Source organism: Collinsella aerofaciens, assembly GCF_028209885.1.
Taxonomy (GTDB): Bacteria; Actinomycetota; Coriobacteriia; order Coriobacteriales; family Coriobacteriaceae; genus Collinsella; species Collinsella aerofaciens_BA.
In genome coordinates, this window is record NZ_JAQLEM010000014.1 from 23,266 (window position 1) to 41,730 (window position 18,465).

At 60.5% G+C, this 18,465-nt stretch carries 14 protein-coding genes; 5 read left to right on the forward strand and 9 right to left on the reverse strand.

The window, feature by feature from the left end; genetic code table 11:
• Positions 1-281: 281 nt before the first annotated feature.
• From PMX21_RS05055 to PMX21_RS05095, 9 genes are all read right to left on the reverse strand, one after another.
• Positions 282-5,063, reverse strand: coding sequence for a 2-hydroxyacyl-CoA dehydratase (locus tag PMX21_RS05055; RefSeq protein ID WP_271758445.1), 4,782 nt, complete (start codon positions 5,061-5,063; stop codon positions 282-284).
• An 11-nt stretch (positions 5,064-5,074) separates the two neighbouring features.
• Positions 5,075-5,785, reverse strand: a complete 711-nt coding sequence (locus tag PMX21_RS05060; RefSeq protein WP_271758447.1) for a TetR/AcrR family transcriptional regulator — start codon at positions 5,783-5,785, stop codon at positions 5,075-5,077.
• Positions 5,786-5,909: 124 nt separating this feature from the next.
• Positions 5,910-6,764, reverse strand: a complete 855-nt coding sequence (locus PMX21_RS05065) for an HAD-IIB family hydrolase (RefSeq protein WP_271758449.1) — start codon at positions 6,762-6,764, stop codon at positions 5,910-5,912.
• Positions 6,765-6,879: 115 nt separating this feature from the next.
• Positions 6,880-8,112: an MFS transporter gene (locus PMX21_RS05070; protein ID WP_271758451.1), complete on the reverse strand. Its 1,233-nt coding sequence runs from the start codon at positions 8,110-8,112 to the stop codon at positions 6,880-6,882.
• Between the two features lie 130 nt (positions 8,113-8,242).
• Positions 8,243-8,905, reverse strand: a complete 663-nt coding sequence (locus tag PMX21_RS05075) for a TetR/AcrR family transcriptional regulator (RefSeq protein WP_195361842.1) — start codon at positions 8,903-8,905, stop codon at positions 8,243-8,245.
• A 74-nt stretch (positions 8,906-8,979) separates the two neighbouring features.
• Positions 8,980-9,318, reverse strand: coding sequence for a P-II family nitrogen regulator (locus PMX21_RS05080; protein ID WP_089572298.1), 339 nt, complete (start codon positions 9,316-9,318; stop codon positions 8,980-8,982).
• Between the two features lie 190 nt (positions 9,319-9,508).
• Positions 9,509-10,786 carry an ammonium transporter gene (locus PMX21_RS05085; RefSeq protein ID WP_271758453.1) on the reverse strand — a complete coding sequence of 426 codons (1,278 nt, stop codon included), beginning with the start codon at positions 10,784-10,786 and terminating at the stop codon, positions 9,509-9,511.
• Positions 10,787-10,984: 198 nt separating this feature from the next.
• The gene (locus PMX21_RS05090; RefSeq protein ID WP_271758455.1) at positions 10,985-12,004 is read right to left on the reverse strand and encodes a putative ABC transporter permease; all 1,020 of its coding nucleotides are present in this window, start codon (positions 12,002-12,004) and stop codon (positions 10,985-10,987) included.
• A 3-nt stretch (positions 12,005-12,007) separates the two neighbouring features.
• Entirely contained in the window at positions 12,008-12,565 is a 558-nt protein-coding gene (locus PMX21_RS05095; protein ID WP_271758457.1) for an HD domain-containing protein, read from the reverse strand.
• A gap of 228 nt (positions 12,566-12,793) precedes the next feature.
• Between PMX21_RS05095 and PMX21_RS05100 the strand changes: the two genes are divergently transcribed.
• The 5 genes from PMX21_RS05100 (at position 12,794) to PMX21_RS05120 (ending at position 18,458) form a co-directional block, all read left to right on the forward strand.
• Entirely contained in the window at positions 12,794-14,575 is a 1,782-nt protein-coding gene (locus PMX21_RS05100; protein WP_271758459.1) for a 1-deoxy-D-xylulose-5-phosphate synthase, read from the forward strand.
• A 458-nt stretch (positions 14,576-15,033) separates the two neighbouring features.
• Positions 15,034-16,029, forward strand: coding sequence for a glutamate ABC transporter substrate-binding protein (locus PMX21_RS05105; RefSeq protein ID WP_271758461.1), 996 nt, complete (start codon positions 15,034-15,036; stop codon positions 16,027-16,029).
• Between the two features lie 138 nt (positions 16,030-16,167).
• Positions 16,168-16,827 carry an amino acid ABC transporter permease gene (locus tag PMX21_RS05110; protein ID WP_022094657.1) on the forward strand — a complete coding sequence of 220 codons (660 nt, stop codon included), beginning with the start codon at positions 16,168-16,170 and terminating at the stop codon, positions 16,825-16,827.
• The gene (locus tag PMX21_RS05115) at positions 16,824-17,657 is read left to right on the forward strand and encodes an amino acid ABC transporter permease (protein WP_271758463.1); all 834 of its coding nucleotides are present in this window, start codon (positions 16,824-16,826) and stop codon (positions 17,655-17,657) included. The genes PMX21_RS05110 and PMX21_RS05115 overlap by 4 nt, the downstream gene beginning before the upstream one ends.
• Positions 17,658-17,693: 36 nt before the next feature.
• Positions 17,694-18,458 carry an amino acid ABC transporter ATP-binding protein gene (locus tag PMX21_RS05120; protein WP_006234892.1) on the forward strand — a complete coding sequence of 255 codons (765 nt, stop codon included), beginning with the start codon at positions 17,694-17,696 and terminating at the stop codon, positions 18,456-18,458.
• Positions 18,459-18,465: the final 7 nt, after the last annotated feature.

An 18,465-nucleotide genomic window follows, 5' to 3' on the forward strand; every position in this document is an offset into this window, starting at 1 on the left:
GAGGGCGATTTTTTGTGCCACCGAGACGTCGTTTGCGGAAGTATGCGGCAAATTCCGGAACCCTTGAGCACCCCCCGATTTTCCGCCAATAAAACCGCAGGTACAGGGCTTGGACATATTCGGTGTGCTCGGTCTATTCAGATTTTGCCGCATACTTCCGAAATCTGAGTTCGCAAAGGGTGATAGTCGGGGCGTTTACGCAACATATGTCCAAGCAAAAACGGGTGGTAGCCGGTACGGCCACCACCCGTTTGTCTCATATCCAGCCCATAGCAGGCCAGCTACTTCTTAATGCCGCGTCCCAGGCGCTCAGCGACCGACGCCACGGCGCTCTCATCGACCGAACCGCAGCTCACGCAGCCGTCGTGGGCACGCATCTGGCCGGTGACCTCGTCCATCGCGAGCGGCGCCACCTTCTCGAGCTTAAAGCCCTTACCGGCGCGCATGTTTTCCTTGGCCACGCTGATCATGAGCTTAATACGGTTGAGCTGGTTGACCTCGGACGCACCAGGATCATAGTCCACCGCAACGATGTTGCTCTCGGGATGCTGGCGGCGCAGCTCCTTAATCACGGCCTTGCCCACCACGTGATTGGGCAGGCACGCGAAGGGCTGCGTGCAGATGATATTGGGTGCGCCATGATCGATCAGGTCGAGCATCTCGGCCGTGAGCAGCCAGCCCTCGCCCATGTTGTTGCACACCGAAAGCACCGTGCGGGCCTTGTCGGCCATGGTGCCGATGCGCTCGGGCGCCTCGAAGCGGCGGGACTTCTCGAGCATCTCCTCCACCGGCGTGCGCATCCAGTCCACGAGCTTGATGAGCGCCTGCATACCAGCGCGCGTGGTAGCGGAGCTTCCCAACTCGTCCTTCTGCAGCTCGGCGTTGCTCATGGAGTACAGGAAAAAGTCGAGCAGACCCGGCACCACGGCCTCGCAGCCCTCGCGCTCGATGACATCGACCACGTGGTTGTTGGCTGTGGGATGGAACTTGACCAGGATCTCGCCGACCACGCCCACGCGCGGCTTGGTACCCTCGCCCACGAGCGGCATGGTGTCGAACGCGCGGATGGCCTCGCGGCACAGCTTGGTGTAGTTGTGGCGGTTGAACTTAGGCGCTAGCTTGCGGGCGCGCGCCATGTACTCCTCGTAGAGCGCGTTGGCGGCACCGGGCGTGGCCTCGTACGGGCGGCAGCGGTAGAGCATCTGCATCATCACGTCGCCAAAGAGCACCGCGTACACGGCCTGCTTAAGCAGCGCCGGCGTAACCTTAAAGCCGGGGTTGTCCTCGCCGAGCGCCACGGCCGAAAGCGAGATCACCGGAATCTCGGGGTGGCCGCTCTCGCGCAGTGCCTTGCGGATGAGCGCGATGTAGTTGGTGGCACGGCAGCCGCCGCCGGTCTGGCTGATAACCACAGCTGTCTTGGACAGGTCGTATCGACCGCTCTCGATGGCCTCCATAATCTGGCCCGTCACCAGAATCGACGGGTAGCAGATGTCGTTGTTCACATAGCGCAGGCCGGCCTCGACGGCGTCGTGATCGGTCGAGGGCAGCAGCTCCAAGTTATAGCCAGCACCGCGGAACACCTCTTTGACCAGGTCAAAGTGGATCGGCGCCATCTGCGGGCACAGGATGGTGTAGCCCTCCTCGCGCATCTGCTCGGTAAAGGGCACCTTGGGCCACGCGGTCGATGCGCTCTCACGCTGCGCTTCGAACGTGTACTTGCGGCTCGCGAACGCGGGGGCATCCGTGGAGGGCGCCACCGGCGCGGCGTCACCCTGCTCGTAGGCCTCGCCCGCTGTCGTGGCCTCGGCCAAGCGCTCGGCCTCCTGGTCCTTAAGCGCGGCCATGAGCGAACGGATGCGGATGCGCGCGGCGCCCAGGTTTGACACCTCGTCGATCTTGAGTACGGTGTAGATCTTGCCGCTGGCCTCCAGAATCTCCTGCACCTGGTCGGTGGTCAGAGCGTCCAGGCCACAGCCGAAAGAGTTGAGCTGGATCAGGTCCAGGTCGTTGCGCATCGTCACAAAACGGGCGACGGCGTACAGGCGGCTGTGGTACATCCACTGGTCGACGACGCGAATCGGACGCTCGGGCTTTACCAGGTGTGCAAGCGAATCCTCGGTAAAGACCGCAAAGCCAAAGCTCGAGATAAGCTCGGGCAGAGCATGGTTGATCTCGGGATCGTTATGGTAGGGACGGCCGGCGAGCACAATGCCGTGGCCGCCGTGGTCCTCGACCCACTTGAGAGCCTCCTCGCCCATGGTCTGGATATCCTCGTGGAAGCGCGCGTCGGCCTCAAAAGCAGCGTTGACGGCGGCATCAACCTCGGAGCGCGTGATTTTAGGACCGCGCACGCGACCGCGACCGGCCTCAGCATCGGCCACACGGTCGACGGCGAGCACCTGGTACAGGCGGCGCTTGAGCTCGGTCTTGTCGTGATACGGCACAAACGGATACAGGAACTCGATGTTCTGCTCGCGGATCTCGTCAATATTGAGCGCCAGCGCCGTGGGGTAGCTCATGACGATGGGGCAGTTATAGCAGTTGCCAGCCGTCGGATCCTCCTTGCGCTCCCAACGCACGCACGGCATCCAGATGAAGTCGACGTCACGGTCGATAAGGTTCATCACGTGGCCGTGGCTCATCTTTGCCGGGTAGCACACGCTCTCGGACGGCATGGACTCGATGCCCGCCTGGTAGGTCTTCTTGCTCGACTGGTCGGACAGCTGCACGCTAAAGCCCAGGCGCGTAAAGAACGCGTGCCAGAAGGGGTAGTTCTCGTACATGTTGAGCGCGCGCGGGATGCCGACGGTGCCGCGCGGGGCCTCGTCGGGGCTCAGGACCTCGCGGTTAAAGAGCAGCTCGTTTTTCTTTTTGAAGAGGTTGGGGGCCTCGGTCTTCTGCTTTTTGTGGCCGGCGCCCTTCTCGCAGCGGTTGCCGGTAATGAAGCGCCTGCCACCGCCAAAGTCGTTGACGGTAAGCTGGCAGTTGTTGGAGCAACGGCCGCAGCGGACATGCTTTTGCGTCACGGTGAGGTGCGCGATGTCCTCAGCCGAGAGGATGGTCGAGGTGCCGTCGGCGCCAGCGCGATCGCGGGCGAGCAGGGCCGCGCCGTAGGCGCCCATGCAGCCGGCGATGTCGGGACGCACGGCATGAACGCCGGTGAGCTGCTCAAACGCGCGCAGCGTGGCATCGGACATAAAGGTGCCGCCTTGGACGATCACCTGGCTGCCGATCTCCTTGGGGTCGCGCAGCTTAATGACCTTGAACAGGGCATTCTTGATGACGGAATAGGACAGGCCGGCCGCGATGTCGCCCACCGTGGCGCCTTCCTTTTGCGCCTGCTTGACGCGTGAGTTCATAAAGACCGTGCAGCGGCTGCCCAGGTCGACGGGGGCCTTGGCATGGATGGCGGCATCGGCAAACGCACGCACGTCCATGTTCATAGACACGGCAAAACTCTCGATAAAGCTGCCGCAGCCCGACGAGCAGGCCTCGTTGAGCATGATGTGCTCGATAACGCCGTCCTTCACGCGCAGGCACTTCATGTCCTGGCCGCCAATGTCCAGAATGAACTCGACGCCGGGCAGGAATGCCTTGGCGCCGCGCAGGTGCGCGACGGTCTCGATCTCGCCGGAGTCGGCCTTGAGGGCCTCGATGAGCAGCGCCTCGCCGTAGCCCGTGGTAGTCACGTGGCCGATGGTGCAACCGGCGGGGATGTGGTTGTAGAAATCGGCCATGATGACCTTGGCCGTGCCCAGGATGTCACCGTTGTTGTTGCCGTACCAGGTGTGCAACAGCTGGCCGTCCTCGCCCACGAGCGCGGCCTTCATGGTGGTGGAACCGGCGTCGATACCGATGAACACGCGGCCGGTGTAGCCGTCGAGCTTACCCTTGGGGACGACCTCGGTGTCGTGGCGAGTCTTGAACTCGGCAAAATCCTCGTCGGTGGCAAAGAGCGGATCCAGGCGCTCGACCTCGGCACCCTGCGTGTCACCCAAGCTGTCGATGGCCTCGATGAGCTGCGGGAACGTGCTGAGCTTGTTGGACTCGTGCGCCATGGCGGCGCCGCTCGCCACAAACAGGTGAGCGTTTTGGGGCACAATGCGGTGCTCTTCGTCCAGGTTGAGCGTGAGGTAGAAGCGGTGGCGCAGCTCAGAGAGATACTGCAGCGGGCCGCCCAGGAAGGCGACGTTGCCGCGAATGGGACGGCCGCACGCCAGGCCCGAGATGGTCTGGGTCACGACGGCTTGGAAGATGGAGGCCGCCACGTCCTCGGGGCGGGCGCCCTCGTTGAGCAGCGGCTGGACGTCGGTCTTGGCAAAAACGCCGCAGCGGCTGGCAATGGGATAGATGGTGGTGGCGTTGGCCGCGAGTTCGTTAAGACCGCTGGCGTCAGTGTGAAGCAGAGTGGCCATCTGGTCGATGAACGCGCCCGTGCCGCCGGCGCAGGTGCCGTTCATGCGCTGCTCAATGCCATTATCGAAGTAGATGATCTTGGCGTCCTCGCCGCCCAGCTCGATGGCGACATCGGTGGCCGGGATGAGGGTCTCGACGGCACGCTTGCTGGCGATGACCTCCTGGACAAACTCCAAATCGAGCCACTGGGACAGCAGCAGGCCGCCCGAGCCGGTGATGGCACAGGTCATCTGGGCAGTCGGCAGCACAGTCGCGGCACCCTCGAACAAGTCGCGGGCGCAAGCGCGGACGTCGGTGTGGTGGCGCTGGTACTTGGCGTAGACAATCTGGTTGTCGTCGTTGAGCACAGCGAGCTTAACGGTGGTGGAGCCCACGTCGATGCCCAAGTGCAGGTTGCCACGAGCGTTCTCGGGGTTGAAGATCGCGCCTTCGGGGGTGTGGGCGGCGGCTACGGGCTCAGCGGCGGTGGCGGGCTCGCTAGCGACGGACGTCTCCCCTGCCGCGTTCTTGGCATCGGCAACTGCCTCGGCAACTTTCTCGGCAGCTGCGGTCGCGGCCTTCTGCGCGGCATCCACCACGGCGGGTGCAGCCTCACGCGCGGCAGCGACCATACGGTCCTTAATGCCCTCGACGAGTTTGCTCATTGTCTCTCCTCTTAGTTGTTGGACTCGACGGCTGCGGCGGTGTCGGCCGCGTCCTCGAGCTGCAGGTTCAATAGCTTCATGCCGTATTCCGGCACGTTGATATCGATGGGTTGGCCATACAGGTCGCCGGGGCGCACAAAGGCGATGACCGTCATAATGCGCGCCATGGTCTCGGGCGATTCAGAAAGGTCACGCTCAAACCAACGTTGGATCATGCCGACCTCGGCACTCACGACATAGGTGACGTAGTAGTCAAAGAAGGTGCCCAGCGCCAAGCCCAAAATGCCCGTCTGTGCACGCGGCACCACGGCCTCGCGTGCGGTATCGATGATCTTTTTAATAAAGGCGGGGTCGCCGCCCGGGCCCAGCAGGGCCCCGATAAGGTCGCGATTAGCCGCAAGATAGCGAAGCAGCTCAACCGAACCGGGTGCCGGCTCGAGCTCGTCGATATTGCGGTAAAGATCGGGTAATTGAGCTGCGGTGATAAGCTCCACCCGCTCGCGAATCTCGGCAAGCAGGCCGTCCTCGATCTGGCTGATAAAGTCGGGGATATCGCGGTAGTGCGAATAGAACGTGCGGCGTGTAAGACCGGCGCGCTCGGTGAGCGACGCGACGTTAATGCGCGAAAGGTCGCCGCTTTCGGCAAGCTCGCTGGCAAGCGCCTGGCGAAGGGCACGCTGCGAGCGAAGGGACCGGCGATCGCATTTCTCGAGCTGGGACAAGCGTCCTCCTTGTTACTCAGCCTGTGCGCTATTGCACAGTGCGAGTATTATTGCACACCGTGTGCATCAACACGTAAAGGCAATATTTGGGATGTGACGAAGGGACAGCTCCTTTGTCGCATTATTAGATGACGGTGCGGGAGTTCTGCTTGTGCATGGTGGCAAGCATGTGTTTGGGGACGGCGTGGACCATGCAACTGCCGATGGTCGCGCTCGCGGCGGCCTTAGCTGCATCGCTAGCGTTTTTGGTCGCGTAGCTGTGGCGGAAACGCTTGAGCATGGCAATGTCGTTGCCGCCGTCGCCATAGACCGCGACCTCATCCTCGGCAATGCCGTAGTAGCCCGCCAGCCAGGCCACGCTCTCACCCTTGTTGCATGCCACGTCCGTAATCTCGAACATCACCGGATCGAACGGTGCGTTGACCACGCGGTCGGAGCGCTCGGCCAAATACGCCTTAAGGTCGCGCTCCAGCTCGGGCGAGGTCACGCGACAGTTGATCTTGCACACGTCATGACGCAGGATGTCGCCGATCGACTGGTCGAAGTACTGTTCCTCGTGGTACCCGCCACGCGCACGCATGCCGCGCATCACGATGCGCTTGATAGGGCTGTCCTTTTTAAAGCCCGCCTGGTGCATCTCGAACGATCCGCTCGAAAACATGCCGTCGGGCGTGGAGCAGTCAAAACAGATATCCGGAAACTCCTTGAGCAGCTCCTCGGTGATCTGTGGGTCGATGGTCCAGGTCTTGAGCACCTCGCCATGGCTGTCGCGCACGATGGATCCGTTGGAGCAGCAGGCGTCAAGCGCCAGGCCCGTAAAGCCATGCTCGCCAATCGGCAGCGTCGAGCGTCCAGTCGCGGGAACCACATGCAGGCCAGCCTCGGTCAGCTCGCGAATGGCGCGGCGAATGGTTCCGTCCGCCTCGTGCAGGGCGTTCAGTAGCGTTCCGTCTAAGTCACTCGCAAACATCTTGATCATGGGCATGCCTCTCCTTCGTCTGCACGATATTGTAGACGAAGGAGAGGCATGCCCAAACAATGGCGTTCCGGCGCGGCGAGACAATGCTTCCGCAAATTCACGGTCCCCCAGCGCCTTAAGACATTCGCCATAAGCGACTTATCAGCCGATTAAACAGCGCCGTCGTCAACGTCAGCACCGCCAACATGCCTGCGAATACAATCGCCGGTGTCCATCGATCATATGCGAGCCCGTAAACCAATTGGCCAATAGGCGTTGCACAGGAAAGCGTCATATAAACGAGTGCCAGCACTTTTCCGCAGAGTTCCTTTGGCACTGACCGCTGAACGAATGAAACGATTTCGACCGATGTAATGCTTGCCCACGCCATAACCCATGCCGAGCCGGCCGCAAGCGCGGCAAACGCTAATTCATCAGGACCGCTCAGTAGTGCGACAATAATCGGTACGACTCCAAAACTAATCATCGCAACATATCGACATATGCCCTTGAAGGAAAAACGATGTGGCCAAATACCGACCAAACCACTGCCGACAAGACCACCTAAGCCCATAGCCACCTCAATAATCCCAACAAAGGATGACTGCATTCCGAGATGCTTTGCAACAATAACGGGAGCACCAATCGTTAACCCAACTAACGCAAGGTTCAAAATTGCCGCAAGCAAAAACACAACGAGCAATGATGCGTTTTGAAACAGGTACCGAATCGACTCCCGAAAATCGCTTCGGCATGTCGAGCAAGTCGTACTGTCCCCTGTCATTCCAGATGAGGCATTTTGCTTGAGTGCGCCCCCGAACAGCAGGGCTGACATCGCAAACGTCAACGCCGCGGTTTCGCATAGAGCATCGATACCAAAGCACCCATAGACTGCCGTCCCGACTACAGGCCCCAAGATATTGCTCGCCATGGTTACCTGCGAGACCAACGCTGTGGCACGCTCAACCTTTTCTTGGCCCATCATGTGCACCGTCTCAATTTGAAGCATCGGTTTCAGCAGCGATTGGATGCCATATTGGACGCAAAGCATTGCTGCCACGACAACCGCAAGAGGCAGCGAACACTTCATGGGGATAAACAGCAGTGATGCAGCCATCAGAACAATGCCGAGCACCACAAGAACCCCGCGATGTCTCCCGTGATCCGCCAAGATTCCGCCAGCCGGAGTCGCAAGCACGCCCGGCACGAACGCTATCGCCGCGACAGCACCATATAACGTTGACGAGCCGCTGCAATCGAACAAGTAAAGCGGGCACGCAAAGCACAGTGCCGACAACATCGAATACGCGCACAGCTGTGCAACAAGAAGACCGAAAAGCCTGATAGATCGCACTGTTTTTTGCGCCAACGAGACATTGCTCCTCCGCATTCCAGCCATAAGCCTGCCCCCTATACATACCATTAGTATGTATTTAATGACTTGAAAAGGGCAGCCGTGGCTACCCTTACAAATCAATTACATACCGTTGGTATCTATATTACCACCCAGCACGGTTCCATACGTCCCAAATCTGAGCCGTTGTCTGGAGCACTTCATTACCCAAATCGAGCCCCACCGCGGCCGCCATCTGCGCCAAACATTGCGCGCGAGCGAGCATTCGATCCTTGGTCTCGAGCGGACGGAACAGCGGCAGCAGCCAAAGATTCGCCAACAACGATACGGCCTCAGCCGCTTCGCGCGGGCATTTGCACGCAATGGAGCCGTCGGCGATGCCCTCCTCGATCACTGGCAAAAGACAGCCATCGGCCGACTCGTCGAACGAGCCCTGGTACTGCATCGCCAGCAGCCGCGAGCTTTTTACCGGATCTGCCGCAGGATGCATGCGTGCCCATAGCTCAATTTGCGGAACGACAGACTCGGGCGCGTACAGTCGCTTGAGCTTTTGGGCTCCCGTCATATTGCCAGCACCGAGTGTCGCGCGGCGGCGCTCAACAATCGGAGCCATTGCCCGATCAAATGCGGCGTTGAAAATCTCTTCTTTGCTCTTAAAGTGATGATAGACAGCACCCTTGGTCATGCCATCGAGGCGGTCGACGATATCTTGAATGCTCGTCCCCTCATAACCCTGTGCGCAGAATAGCTCCAGCGCCGCGTCGAGAATCTTCGCGACTGTCTCCTCGGGATATTTATTACGCCCCATAATCTGTCCATCCGCAACGCAAGTCTTGTGCCTCATTGCAGTATTTTAACGTTGCGGATGGCAGGCGGTCGATTCTACACCGCGGCGGGGCCGTGTTCGCCGGTACGGATGCGGATAACCTCCTCGACCGGCTCGACCCAGATCTTGCCGTCGCCGACGGCTCCGGTGCGAGCAGCGTTGCAGATAATCTCGACAATGCCGTCGACATGCTCGTCGGCGCAAATAAGGGTGAACTGTACCTTAGGGATCGTGTTGACAAGCAACTCGTTGCCGCGCACGTATTCCTTCCAGCCATGCTGCGCGCCGCAGCCCTGCACCTGGTTGATGGTCATACCACGAACATCAGCAGCAAACAGCGCGTCTTTGAGAACCTCAAGCTTCTCCTGACGCACGATAGCCGTGATCTTTTTCATAATGAATTCCTCTCTTTAATAAAGAAATGAATTGCCATTCAATGACGCGGGTTTTCGAGGTGCCCGAGATTGCCCCGAAAGAGGAGCGCCGCGTACTTCGGTACGCAAGCGACGGTTTGAGGGGCAATCTCGGGTGCCTGGGAAAGCCGCGCGACGATTGAACGGCAAGGTGCGGAGCCTGGGGAAGCTGCTAATCGAGTCCGGAGAACGAGGGATACGCGCTCTCGCCGTGTTGACTCGCGTCCAAGCCCAGCGCCTCGTCGGCCTCGTCCACGCGCAGGCTGCCGTGGAGCAGCGCCTTGACCACTGCGGCGATCACCAAATCGAGCACCAGCACAATAGCAACCGTCACCACAATGCCCAAAATCTGCGAGACGAGCAGCGAAACGTCGCCCGTGTAGAACAGACCACCCTTACCGGTCCACGAGAGCTCCGGCACGCAGAACAGGCCCGTGAGCACGCCGCCCAGGATGCCGCCGACGCCGTGGCAACCGAACGCGTCGAGCGCATCGTCGTAGCCAAACTTGGTCTTGAGATGGCTGATGGCCAGGTAGCAGACAGGTGAGACGATCAGGCCCATGACCAGCGCCGCCCACGACTCGACAAAGCCTGCCCCGGGCGTGACCACCACAAGACCCGCAACCAGACCGGTGCTGGCACCCACCAGCGTGGGGCGGCCGGTATGCACGCGCTCGACGGCAAGCCACGAGACCATGCCCGCCGCGCTGGCCGTCACGGTGTTGAGGATGGCAAGTGCCGCCACGGCGTCGGCCTTAAACTCGCTGCCGCCGTTAAAGCCAAACCAGCCAAACCAAAGCAGACCGGCGCCCAGCGCCACAAACGGCACGTTATGCGGACGGTAGCTCACCATGCCAAAGCCGCGACGACGGCCGAGCATTAAACAGAGAATCAGACCCGTGAGACCGGACGAAATGTGTACCACGTCGCCGCCGGCAAAGTCGAGCGCTCCGATGATATCGCCGATAAAGGAGCCCTCGCCGCCCCACACCATGTGGGCAAGCGGCGCATAGACCACGAGCAGCCAAATGCCCAGGAAGGCCGCCATGGCACCAAACTTAACGCGGCCGGCCAGGCTGCCCGTGACGATAGCGGCAGTGATCATGGCAAACGCCATCTGGAAGGCGATGTTGATGATCTGCGGGTAGACGGCGCCATCCGCAGCATTGCCCTCGGCCGCCTGCAGCACCTGGCCGAGCACCGGCAGGCACAGCAGCTGGTCAAGGCCGCCAATAAACGGGCTGGAACCGTCGCCGCCGTAGGCCAGCGACCAGCCGGCAGCAATCCACAGCACGCCGACCAGGCCAATGGTGCCAAAGCACATAAGCATGGTGTTGATGACATTTTTGCGCCTGGACAGGCCGCCATAGAAAAACGCCAGACCCGGTGTCATTAAAAACACGAGCATGGTGCAGACGAGCATAAACGTTGTCGATCCCGTATCGTACATTCGCTCTCCCTTGGTCGCATGAACGTTGTCGACGCCCATAATGCGGCCGAGGGGCAACTGGTGTAGACCAGATACGGCGTTGTTAAACGCTGCGTTGTCGAATGGAAACGGTGCCGCAATCTTGGAAACGGCGCGGCAACGGACGCGAAACGGACGGGAAATACGCGAGCAAGGAAGCCGTGAGCGCGCCCGTCCCGGCTAGTGGCGGAACAGCTCGCGGGCTCGGTCGCGGAGATTAGTTGCTCGAATGACACCTTCGTAGCGATTGATGCGCAGACGCGGGAAGGCGTTAAAGAAGCGCAGGTCGCGACGACTGAGTGACACGCTCGGTACCGGACGGCTCATGCGCTTACCGGCAAGGCGACGGCTGAGCGACGGACGCGGCATGCTCGGCGCGGCATCGGCCACGCGACGGGCAGCGAGTGCCAGACCGCGAGCACCATCCGAGATAAATGTCGGCATCGAAGCCTTCTCACGAAGGGCATCGAGCGTCGCGTCGCCCAGCTCGGCCAGCCACGCGTTAACGGCACGGCTGCGGATATGCGTCTGTGCCACCGAGTCGATTGCCGAATCGGGAATACGTTCGAGCATGGAGTCGGACGCATCGGCAAGCGACTCGTTGATGCGGTCGGCAAGGTCGGCGCGCACACGCTCCAGCTGATCGGACAGACGCCGCCAGTTCGCCAACGAGCACGCCGCGTCGACCATCATCGCGACCGCGACGATAAAGGCGGACAGCCGCACAATCAGCACCGGCAGATGGCCAAGCAGCCCCAGCAATGCCGGCTCCACTAAACGGCAAATGCACAGCGCACCCAGGCCAAACGCGCAGGCCCAGTACAGACAGATGCGTCCATGCAAATTAAACGGCAGGTGCGAGTAATCCCAAAAGCGCGCGCCTGTTGTTTTTTCCAATAGAAGGCCCACACTGTACTCGATTACGCTGCACACAAGCGCCGCGGTGACAAACTGGCTCGGGGCATCCGGAATCCCGCGCAACAGCAGCCAGCAGGCAATGCCGCCCGCGCCATAGATGGGGCAGCACGGCCCCAGCAAAAAGCCACTGTTGGCAAATCGTCCGTGATTGAGCATGGCACATACTGTCGACTCCCATGCCCAACCGCAAAACCCGTAAAAGGCAAACGAGAGCACCAGTGCCGAGAGTGGGCAGGCGGCAAGCGTCGCGCCGCCAAACGCCATATCAATCGCGGTCCCCACCGTCTACCCTCTCCTCTTTTCGCTCGAATCTTTGCTCGAGCCGTCACTCGAGTCCTCGTTCGAATCGTTCGCGCCGCCTTTGCGCCGCAGACGACCGGAGACTGTCTCGCGCAGAGCGCACCATTTATCCGCCAGGCATACAATCCAAGCCTCACGACACGTCGGCGGCACTGGCACCAGCGGAAACATATGCCGCACGATGATATTCCGTTCGCGCGACGTCAGCTCAAAATCTTCCTCGGCACGTTCCAGGGCAAAAAACGGGTGGCGAAAGCCATGCAGCCGATGGCTTGGGTCGGGATCGTGCCAGTCATAGAGAAAGTAATCGTGCAGCAGGGCTCCGCGCAGCAACGAGGCGCGATCGACCGAGACACCGACGCGGCCCAGGTGCTCGGCAAAGGACAAACTTGCCCGCGCCACCGAGGTCACATGCGCATACACCGTCACGTCGCCATGCTGGATAAACTCGTGTGTCAGGTCCAAGCGGCCCGCCTGGGCCAGCTGGCGGGCGGCATAGTCGACCTCGTGCGCGATTTTCTCGGCACGAACGGTATCGGACATGCTGCCTCCTTCCAGCGGCTCACGGCGACAAGCCACGGCCTGCACGCATTGAATAAAATCATCATGGAACCTATCAGTATGGCATCGGACAAAACGTTTTGCCCCACCAGTTGTCGAATTACCGCGCCGCCGTCACATATCAAACGCCAAAATGTGCGAGACTGTTTTGTGCAATTGTGCCGGCCGAGGGAGCGCCGGTGCTCGATTCGCATGGAGTAACCCACAACGATGCTGCTTACGCAAACGACAACGCCCGAGGACGTCAAGGCTCTCGACCGCGCCGAGCTTCCGCTGCTCTGCGGCGAGATCCGCCAGGCAATCCTCGAAAGCTCCGCCGCCGTCGGCGGGCACGTTGCCCCCAACCTGGGCGTCGTTGAGCTTACGGTTGCGCTTCATCGCGTGTTTAACTCCCCCATCGACAAGATTGTCTTTGACGTTTCGCACCAGACCTACGCCCACAAGGCGCTGACGGGGCGCGCGTATACTTATATCGATCCGGAGCGTTATGGTGAGGCTTCTGGCTTTGCCAATCCCGACGAGTCCGAGCACGACCTGTTCGCCATGGGCCATACCTCCACGTCGGTGAGCCTGGGCTGCGGCCTTGCCCACGCGCGCGACCTGGCGGGCGATACGTACAACGTCATTACCGTTATTGGCGACGGCTCGCTTTCGGGCGGCCTGGCGTTTGAGGGCTTTAACAATGCCGCCGAACTCGATAGCAACCTGATCATCATCGTCAACGATAACGACCAGTCCATTGCCGAGAACCATGGCGGCCTGTATCGCAATCTGGCCGAGCTGCGCGCCAGCAACGGCACCTGTGAGCGCAACGTTTTCCGCGCGATGGGGCTCGACTACCGCTATCTGGACGCCGGTAACGATGTCCAAGCGCTAGTCGATACGCTGCAGGAGTTGCGCGATATCGATCACCCCATCGTGCTGCACGTCTCGACCGCCAAGGGCAAGGGCTTTGAGCCGGCCCAGAGCGACCCCGAACACTGGCATCATGTGGGACCCTTCGATATGGCAACCGGCCGCAAACTTTGCCCGGGTCATCCGAGCGAGCCTGCGCCGCGCACCTATGCCGACATTACGGGCGAGGCGCTCAGCGCCGCCATCAAGCGCGATTCGCAGGTCGTGGGCATCACGGCCGCCACGCCCTACATCATGGGCTTTACACCCGAGCTTCGCGCTGCCGCCGGCAAACAGTTCGTCGATGTGGGCATTGCCGAGGAGTACGCCGTAACCTTTGCCACCGCGCTTGCGCGCTCGGGCGCCAAGCCAGTCTTTGGTGTGTACGGCACGTTTTTGCAGCGCGCCTACGACGAGCTGTGGCACGATCTGTGCCTCAACGACGCCTCCGCAACCATCCTAGTGTTTGGAGCGTCGATCTTTGGCACCACATCCGAGACGCACCTCTCGTTCTTTGATATTTCCATGCTGGGCGGTCTTCCCAACATGCACTACTTGGCGCCGGCCTGCATGGAGGAATATCTGTCCATGCTGAGCTGGTCGCTCGACCACCGCGAGCATCCCGTGGCGATCCGCGTACCGGGCATTGGCCTGGTTAGCCGCCCCGACCTTGCGCCTGCCGAAGACACCGACTACAGCGCCGTTCGCTACAACGTGGTGCGTCAGGGCCGCGATGTAGCAGTGCTCGCGCTTGGCGATTTCTTTGAGCTGGGCGAGCGCGTGGCAAACCGCTTGGCTGCCGAGTACGGCATCGAGGCCACGCTCGTCAACCCGCGCTTTGCAACCGAGCTTGACCGTGAGTTCCTCGACAGTCTTGCCGCCGAGCATCGCGTTGTCGTCACCCTCGAGGACGGCATCTTGGACGGTGGCTGGGGCGAGCGCGTCGCGTGCTATCTGGCCTGCACGCCTGTGCGCACGCGCACCTTCGGCATCGCCAAGGGCTTCCCCGACCGCTACGACCCCAACGAATTGCTCGCACAGAACGGCATGACGGTCGAGAACATGGCCGCCGAAGCCGTACGTCTGCTGAACGAGTAGAAAAAACCTCCGCAAGGGAAGCATCCCTGCGGAGGTTTTTATTTCCCCAACTGAATTATCTCAATCTGTAACATCTAGAGCCCGAATTCCCGTCTAACTGTTACAGATCTAGATAAGACGTCTTAGTCCCTGACCTTTGTCTCAATCTGTAACAGATAGAGACCTTTTAGCCATCCAGATGTTACAGATCGAGACATTCGAATTCCCCTGAAGTGAAAATCTCGATCTGTAACAGGTAGAACCCATTTCCTCGTCTAACTGTTACAGATTGAGACAAAGCAGCGAGACAGGCCACCACATCTGCAAGAACCACCACAAAGGTGCCTGTCCCTTTTTGGTAGGTAGAATTACCCATAAGGTAAGTATGTTTCTGAGTTATTTCGTGTTGACCCATTTGAGCGCGATAGGGTATAACTCTACTCAACCGCTAGGGATTTTATTGAGAAAGGTGTTCTACCATGAGCAAGAACCTCTCCCAGCAGGTCGTTCTCGACCGCCGCGGCTTCGTTGCCGCCACCTTCGCAACCGTCGCCGGCCTTGGTCTTGCCGGCTGCTCCGACACCAGCGCCGAGGCCGACAAGGGTTCCGCCGCCGGCTCCTCCAAGGGCTCCGAGGATACCGAGGTTTCCGCCACGCTCGATGCCAAGGCATTCGACAAGCTCGTCGGCAACGGTCCCAAAGCCGATAACGACGCCATCGCCGCCAGCACCTGGGCGACGGCCGTTAAGAACGCCGGCGTCTTTAAGATCGGTGGCGTTCAGACCTCTACGCTCTTCTCCCTCCTCAACGAGAAAGACGGTCAGACCCGCGGCTTCGACGCCGGTATCGCACAGCTCCTGTCCAACTACATTCTGGGCGAGAACAAGGTCGAGATCACCCAGGTGACCTCGGACACGCGCGAGTCCGTCCTGCAGAACGGCCAGGTCGACGCCGTCTTTGCCACCTACACCATCACTGACGAGCGCAAGAAGCTCGTCTCCTTTGCCGGTCCCTACTACTACACCCAGCAGGCCATCCTGGTGCTCGCCGATAACGACGACATCAAGAGCGTCGACGACCTTGCCGACAAGAACGTCGCCGTCCAGTCCGGCTCCAACGGTCCCGCCATCCTGGAGGAGTTCGCCCCCAAGGCCAGCCAGCAGGAGTTCAAGACCGACGAGGAAGCCCGCCAGGCACTCCAGCAGGGCCGCGTTGACGCCTACGTCATCGATAACAACATGCAGCAGAGCGCCCTGGTCCGCGAGCCCGGTAAATACAAGATCGCCGGCAAGCCCTTCGGCAGCAAGGAGCCCTATGGCATCGGTCTACCGCTCGATTCCGACGGCGTCGCCTTTGTCAACGACTTCCTTAAGAAGATCGAGGACGACGGCACCTGGACTGAGCTGTGGCAGATCTGCATCGGCGACCGTACGGGCGACACCAATGTTCCCGAGCTGCCCGAGATCGGCGCCTAGGCAGCGAGCCTGGTAACAGCCGCAACGAAACCATACGGAAACGCATGATGCGCTTTATTGCGATAAACTGTTTCCTCACTGAGTTGTCGGGGCTTCCGTACACACGGGAGCCCCTTTCCTTACCGGCAGGAGGTCCGCATGAGTCTCTCCGAGCTCTGGTCGCTCTATGGCCAGAACTATATCGACGCCCTGCTAGCAACCTGGGGCATGACACTTGAGTCGTTTGCCATCGCCATGGTGCTGGCCGTTGCCGTCACCGTGATGCGCGTGTCGCCGCTCAAGCCGCTGCGCGTCTTTGGCGACCTGTATGTCCAGGTCTTCCGTAACATCCCCGGCATTGCGCTGCTCATCATCGTCGTCTATGCGCTGCCGCCGCTCAAGGTCGTCCTGCCCTACCGCACCTGCGTTATCGTCGCCACAGTCCTTTTGGGCTCGGCCTTTGGCTCCGAGAACTTTATGAGCGGCATCAATACCGTCGGCGTCGGTCAGGTGGAAGCCGCACGTTCGCTCGGCATGAGCTTCAGCCGCATCCTCGCCAAGATCGTGATTCCGCAGGCACTGCGCTCGAGTGTGCTGCCCATGACTAACCTCTTTATCGCCGTCATGCTCACTACCGCCTTGGGCAGCCAGGTGCCGCTTAAGCCGCAAGAGCTCACCGGCGTGGTGAGCTATATCAACACGCGCTCGCTCGGCGGCGTCGCCGCGTTCTTTATCTCGGCGCTCGGCTACCTGGGCACAGCCTTCGTGGTGAGCCACATTGGCAACTATATCGATAAGAAGGTGAGGATCCTCCGATGAGCAAGCATTCCTCCCCTGCGCTTACCATGCGCGATGCGCTCTACGAGGCTCCCGGCCCCAAGATGCGTGCCAAGATTCGCATCGGCACCGCCATCTCGCTTGTTGCCGTCGCCGTGCTCGTCGCCCTGGTACTGCAGCGCTTTTATGTGACCGGCCAGCTTTCGGTCCACTATTGGTATTTCTTTACGCACCTCACCACTTGGAAGTTCCTGCTTGCCGGCTTTGAGGGCACCGTTAAAGTCGCACTCACCGCTGGCGCCATCGCGCTGGTGCTGGGCTTAGCCCTTATGCTCGGCCGCACGAGCGACATTAAGCCGCTGCAGTTGCTCTGCCGTGTGCTCACCGATTTCTTCCGCGGCGTGCCGAGCCTTCTGTTCATCTATTTCTTCTTTTTGGTGCTACCCCAGTACAAGATCGCGCTGCCGTCGTTTTGGATGCTCACGCTTCCCGTCGCGCTCGCCGCAGCCGGCGTACTCGCCGAGATCTTCCGCGCCGGCGTCAACGCCGTGCCGCGCGGCCAGGTCGAGGCCGCCCAGGCACTCGGTCTCTCCAAAGCTAAAATCACCTTTAAAATCGTATTGCCGCAGGCTATTCGATTTATCATTCCGTCGTTGATTTCGCAGCTCGTGGTCGTAGTCAAAGACACCACCGTCGCCTACGTGGTGAGCTACCCCGACCTCATGCAAAATGCCCGTGTGCTCATTACCAACTACGACGCCCTCGTGTCGGTCTACCTGGTTATCGCGGTCATCTACATCCTCATCAACGTCGCGATTAACAAGGCCGCTGTCTACGTTTCGCACAAGACCGGTGCGACCATCATCCGCTAACGCTTTACCATTTCTAGTCATAAGGAGCCGAGCACCATGGCACAGAGCACCTCTTCCACCGGCAATCAGCCGCTGATCGAGCTCAGGCACGTCGATAAGCACTATGGCGATCTACACGTCCTCAACGACATCAATCTCTCGGTCGACCGCGGCGAGGTCGTCGTTGTGATCGGTCCCTCGGGCTCGGGCAAGTCGACCATGTGCCGCACCATCAACCGCCTGGAAACCATCGACTCGGGCGAGATCCTCATCGAGGGTGAGCCCCTGCCGCAGGAAGGCAAGGATCTTGCCCGCATGCGCGCCGAACTGGGCATGGTGTTTCAGCAGTTCAACCTGTTCGCACATATGACCGTACTGCAGAACGTCATGCTGGGGCCGGTCGATGTGCTGGGCGTCTCCAAGGACGAGGCCCGCGAGCGCGCCATGGACCTGCTGAGCCGCGTGGGCGTTGCCGAGCAGGCCGACAAGGTGCCCGCACAGCTCTCGGGCGGCCAGCAACAGCGCGTAGCCATCGCCCGCTCGCTTGCCATGCAGCCTAAGGCCATGCTTTTTGACGAGCCCACGAGCGCCCTCGATCCCGAGATGATCAACGAGGTGCTCGAGGTCATGGTCCGTCTGGCACAGCAGGGCATGACGATGATCGTCATCACGCACGAGATGAACTTTGCCCGCCGCGTGGCCGACCGCGTCGTGTTTATGGCCGACGGCCAGATCGTAGAAACCGGCACGCCCGACGAGTTCTTCGACCACCCCCAGACCAAGCGCGCCCAGGACTTCCTCAACTCCATCAAGGGCCACTAACCAGACC

Coding starts and splice junctions, on each gene's coding strand:
- PMX21_RS05055 (WP_271758445.1), bottom strand. CDS start 5,063: ATGAGCAAACTCGTCGAGGGCATTAAGGACCGTATGGTCGCTGCCGCG.
- PMX21_RS05065 (WP_271758449.1), bottom strand. CDS start 6,764: ATGATCAAGATGTTTGCGAGTGACTTAGACGGAACGCTACTGAACGCC.
- PMX21_RS05075 (WP_195361842.1), bottom strand. CDS start 8,905: ATGGGGCGTAATAAATATCCCGAGGAGACAGTCGCGAAGATTCTCGAC.
- PMX21_RS05080 (WP_089572298.1), bottom strand. CDS start 9,318: ATGAAAAAGATCACGGCTATCGTGCGTCAGGAGAAGCTTGAGGTTCTC.
- PMX21_RS05085 (WP_271758453.1), bottom strand. CDS start 10,786: ATGTACGATACGGGATCGACAACGTTTATGCTCGTCTGCACCATGCTC.
- PMX21_RS05095 (WP_271758457.1), bottom strand. CDS start 12,565: ATGTCCGATACCGTTCGTGCCGAGAAAATCGCGCACGAGGTCGACTAT.
- PMX21_RS05100 (WP_271758459.1), top strand. CDS start 12,794: ATGCTGCTTACGCAAACGACAACGCCCGAGGACGTCAAGGCTCTCGAC.
- PMX21_RS05105 (WP_271758461.1), top strand. CDS start 15,034: ATGAGCAAGAACCTCTCCCAGCAGGTCGTTCTCGACCGCCGCGGCTTC.
- PMX21_RS05110 (WP_022094657.1), top strand. CDS start 16,168: ATGAGTCTCTCCGAGCTCTGGTCGCTCTATGGCCAGAACTATATCGAC.
- PMX21_RS05115 (WP_271758463.1), top strand. CDS start 16,824: ATGAGCAAGCATTCCTCCCCTGCGCTTACCATGCGCGATGCGCTCTAC.
- PMX21_RS05120 (WP_006234892.1), top strand. CDS start 17,694: ATGGCACAGAGCACCTCTTCCACCGGCAATCAGCCGCTGATCGAGCTC.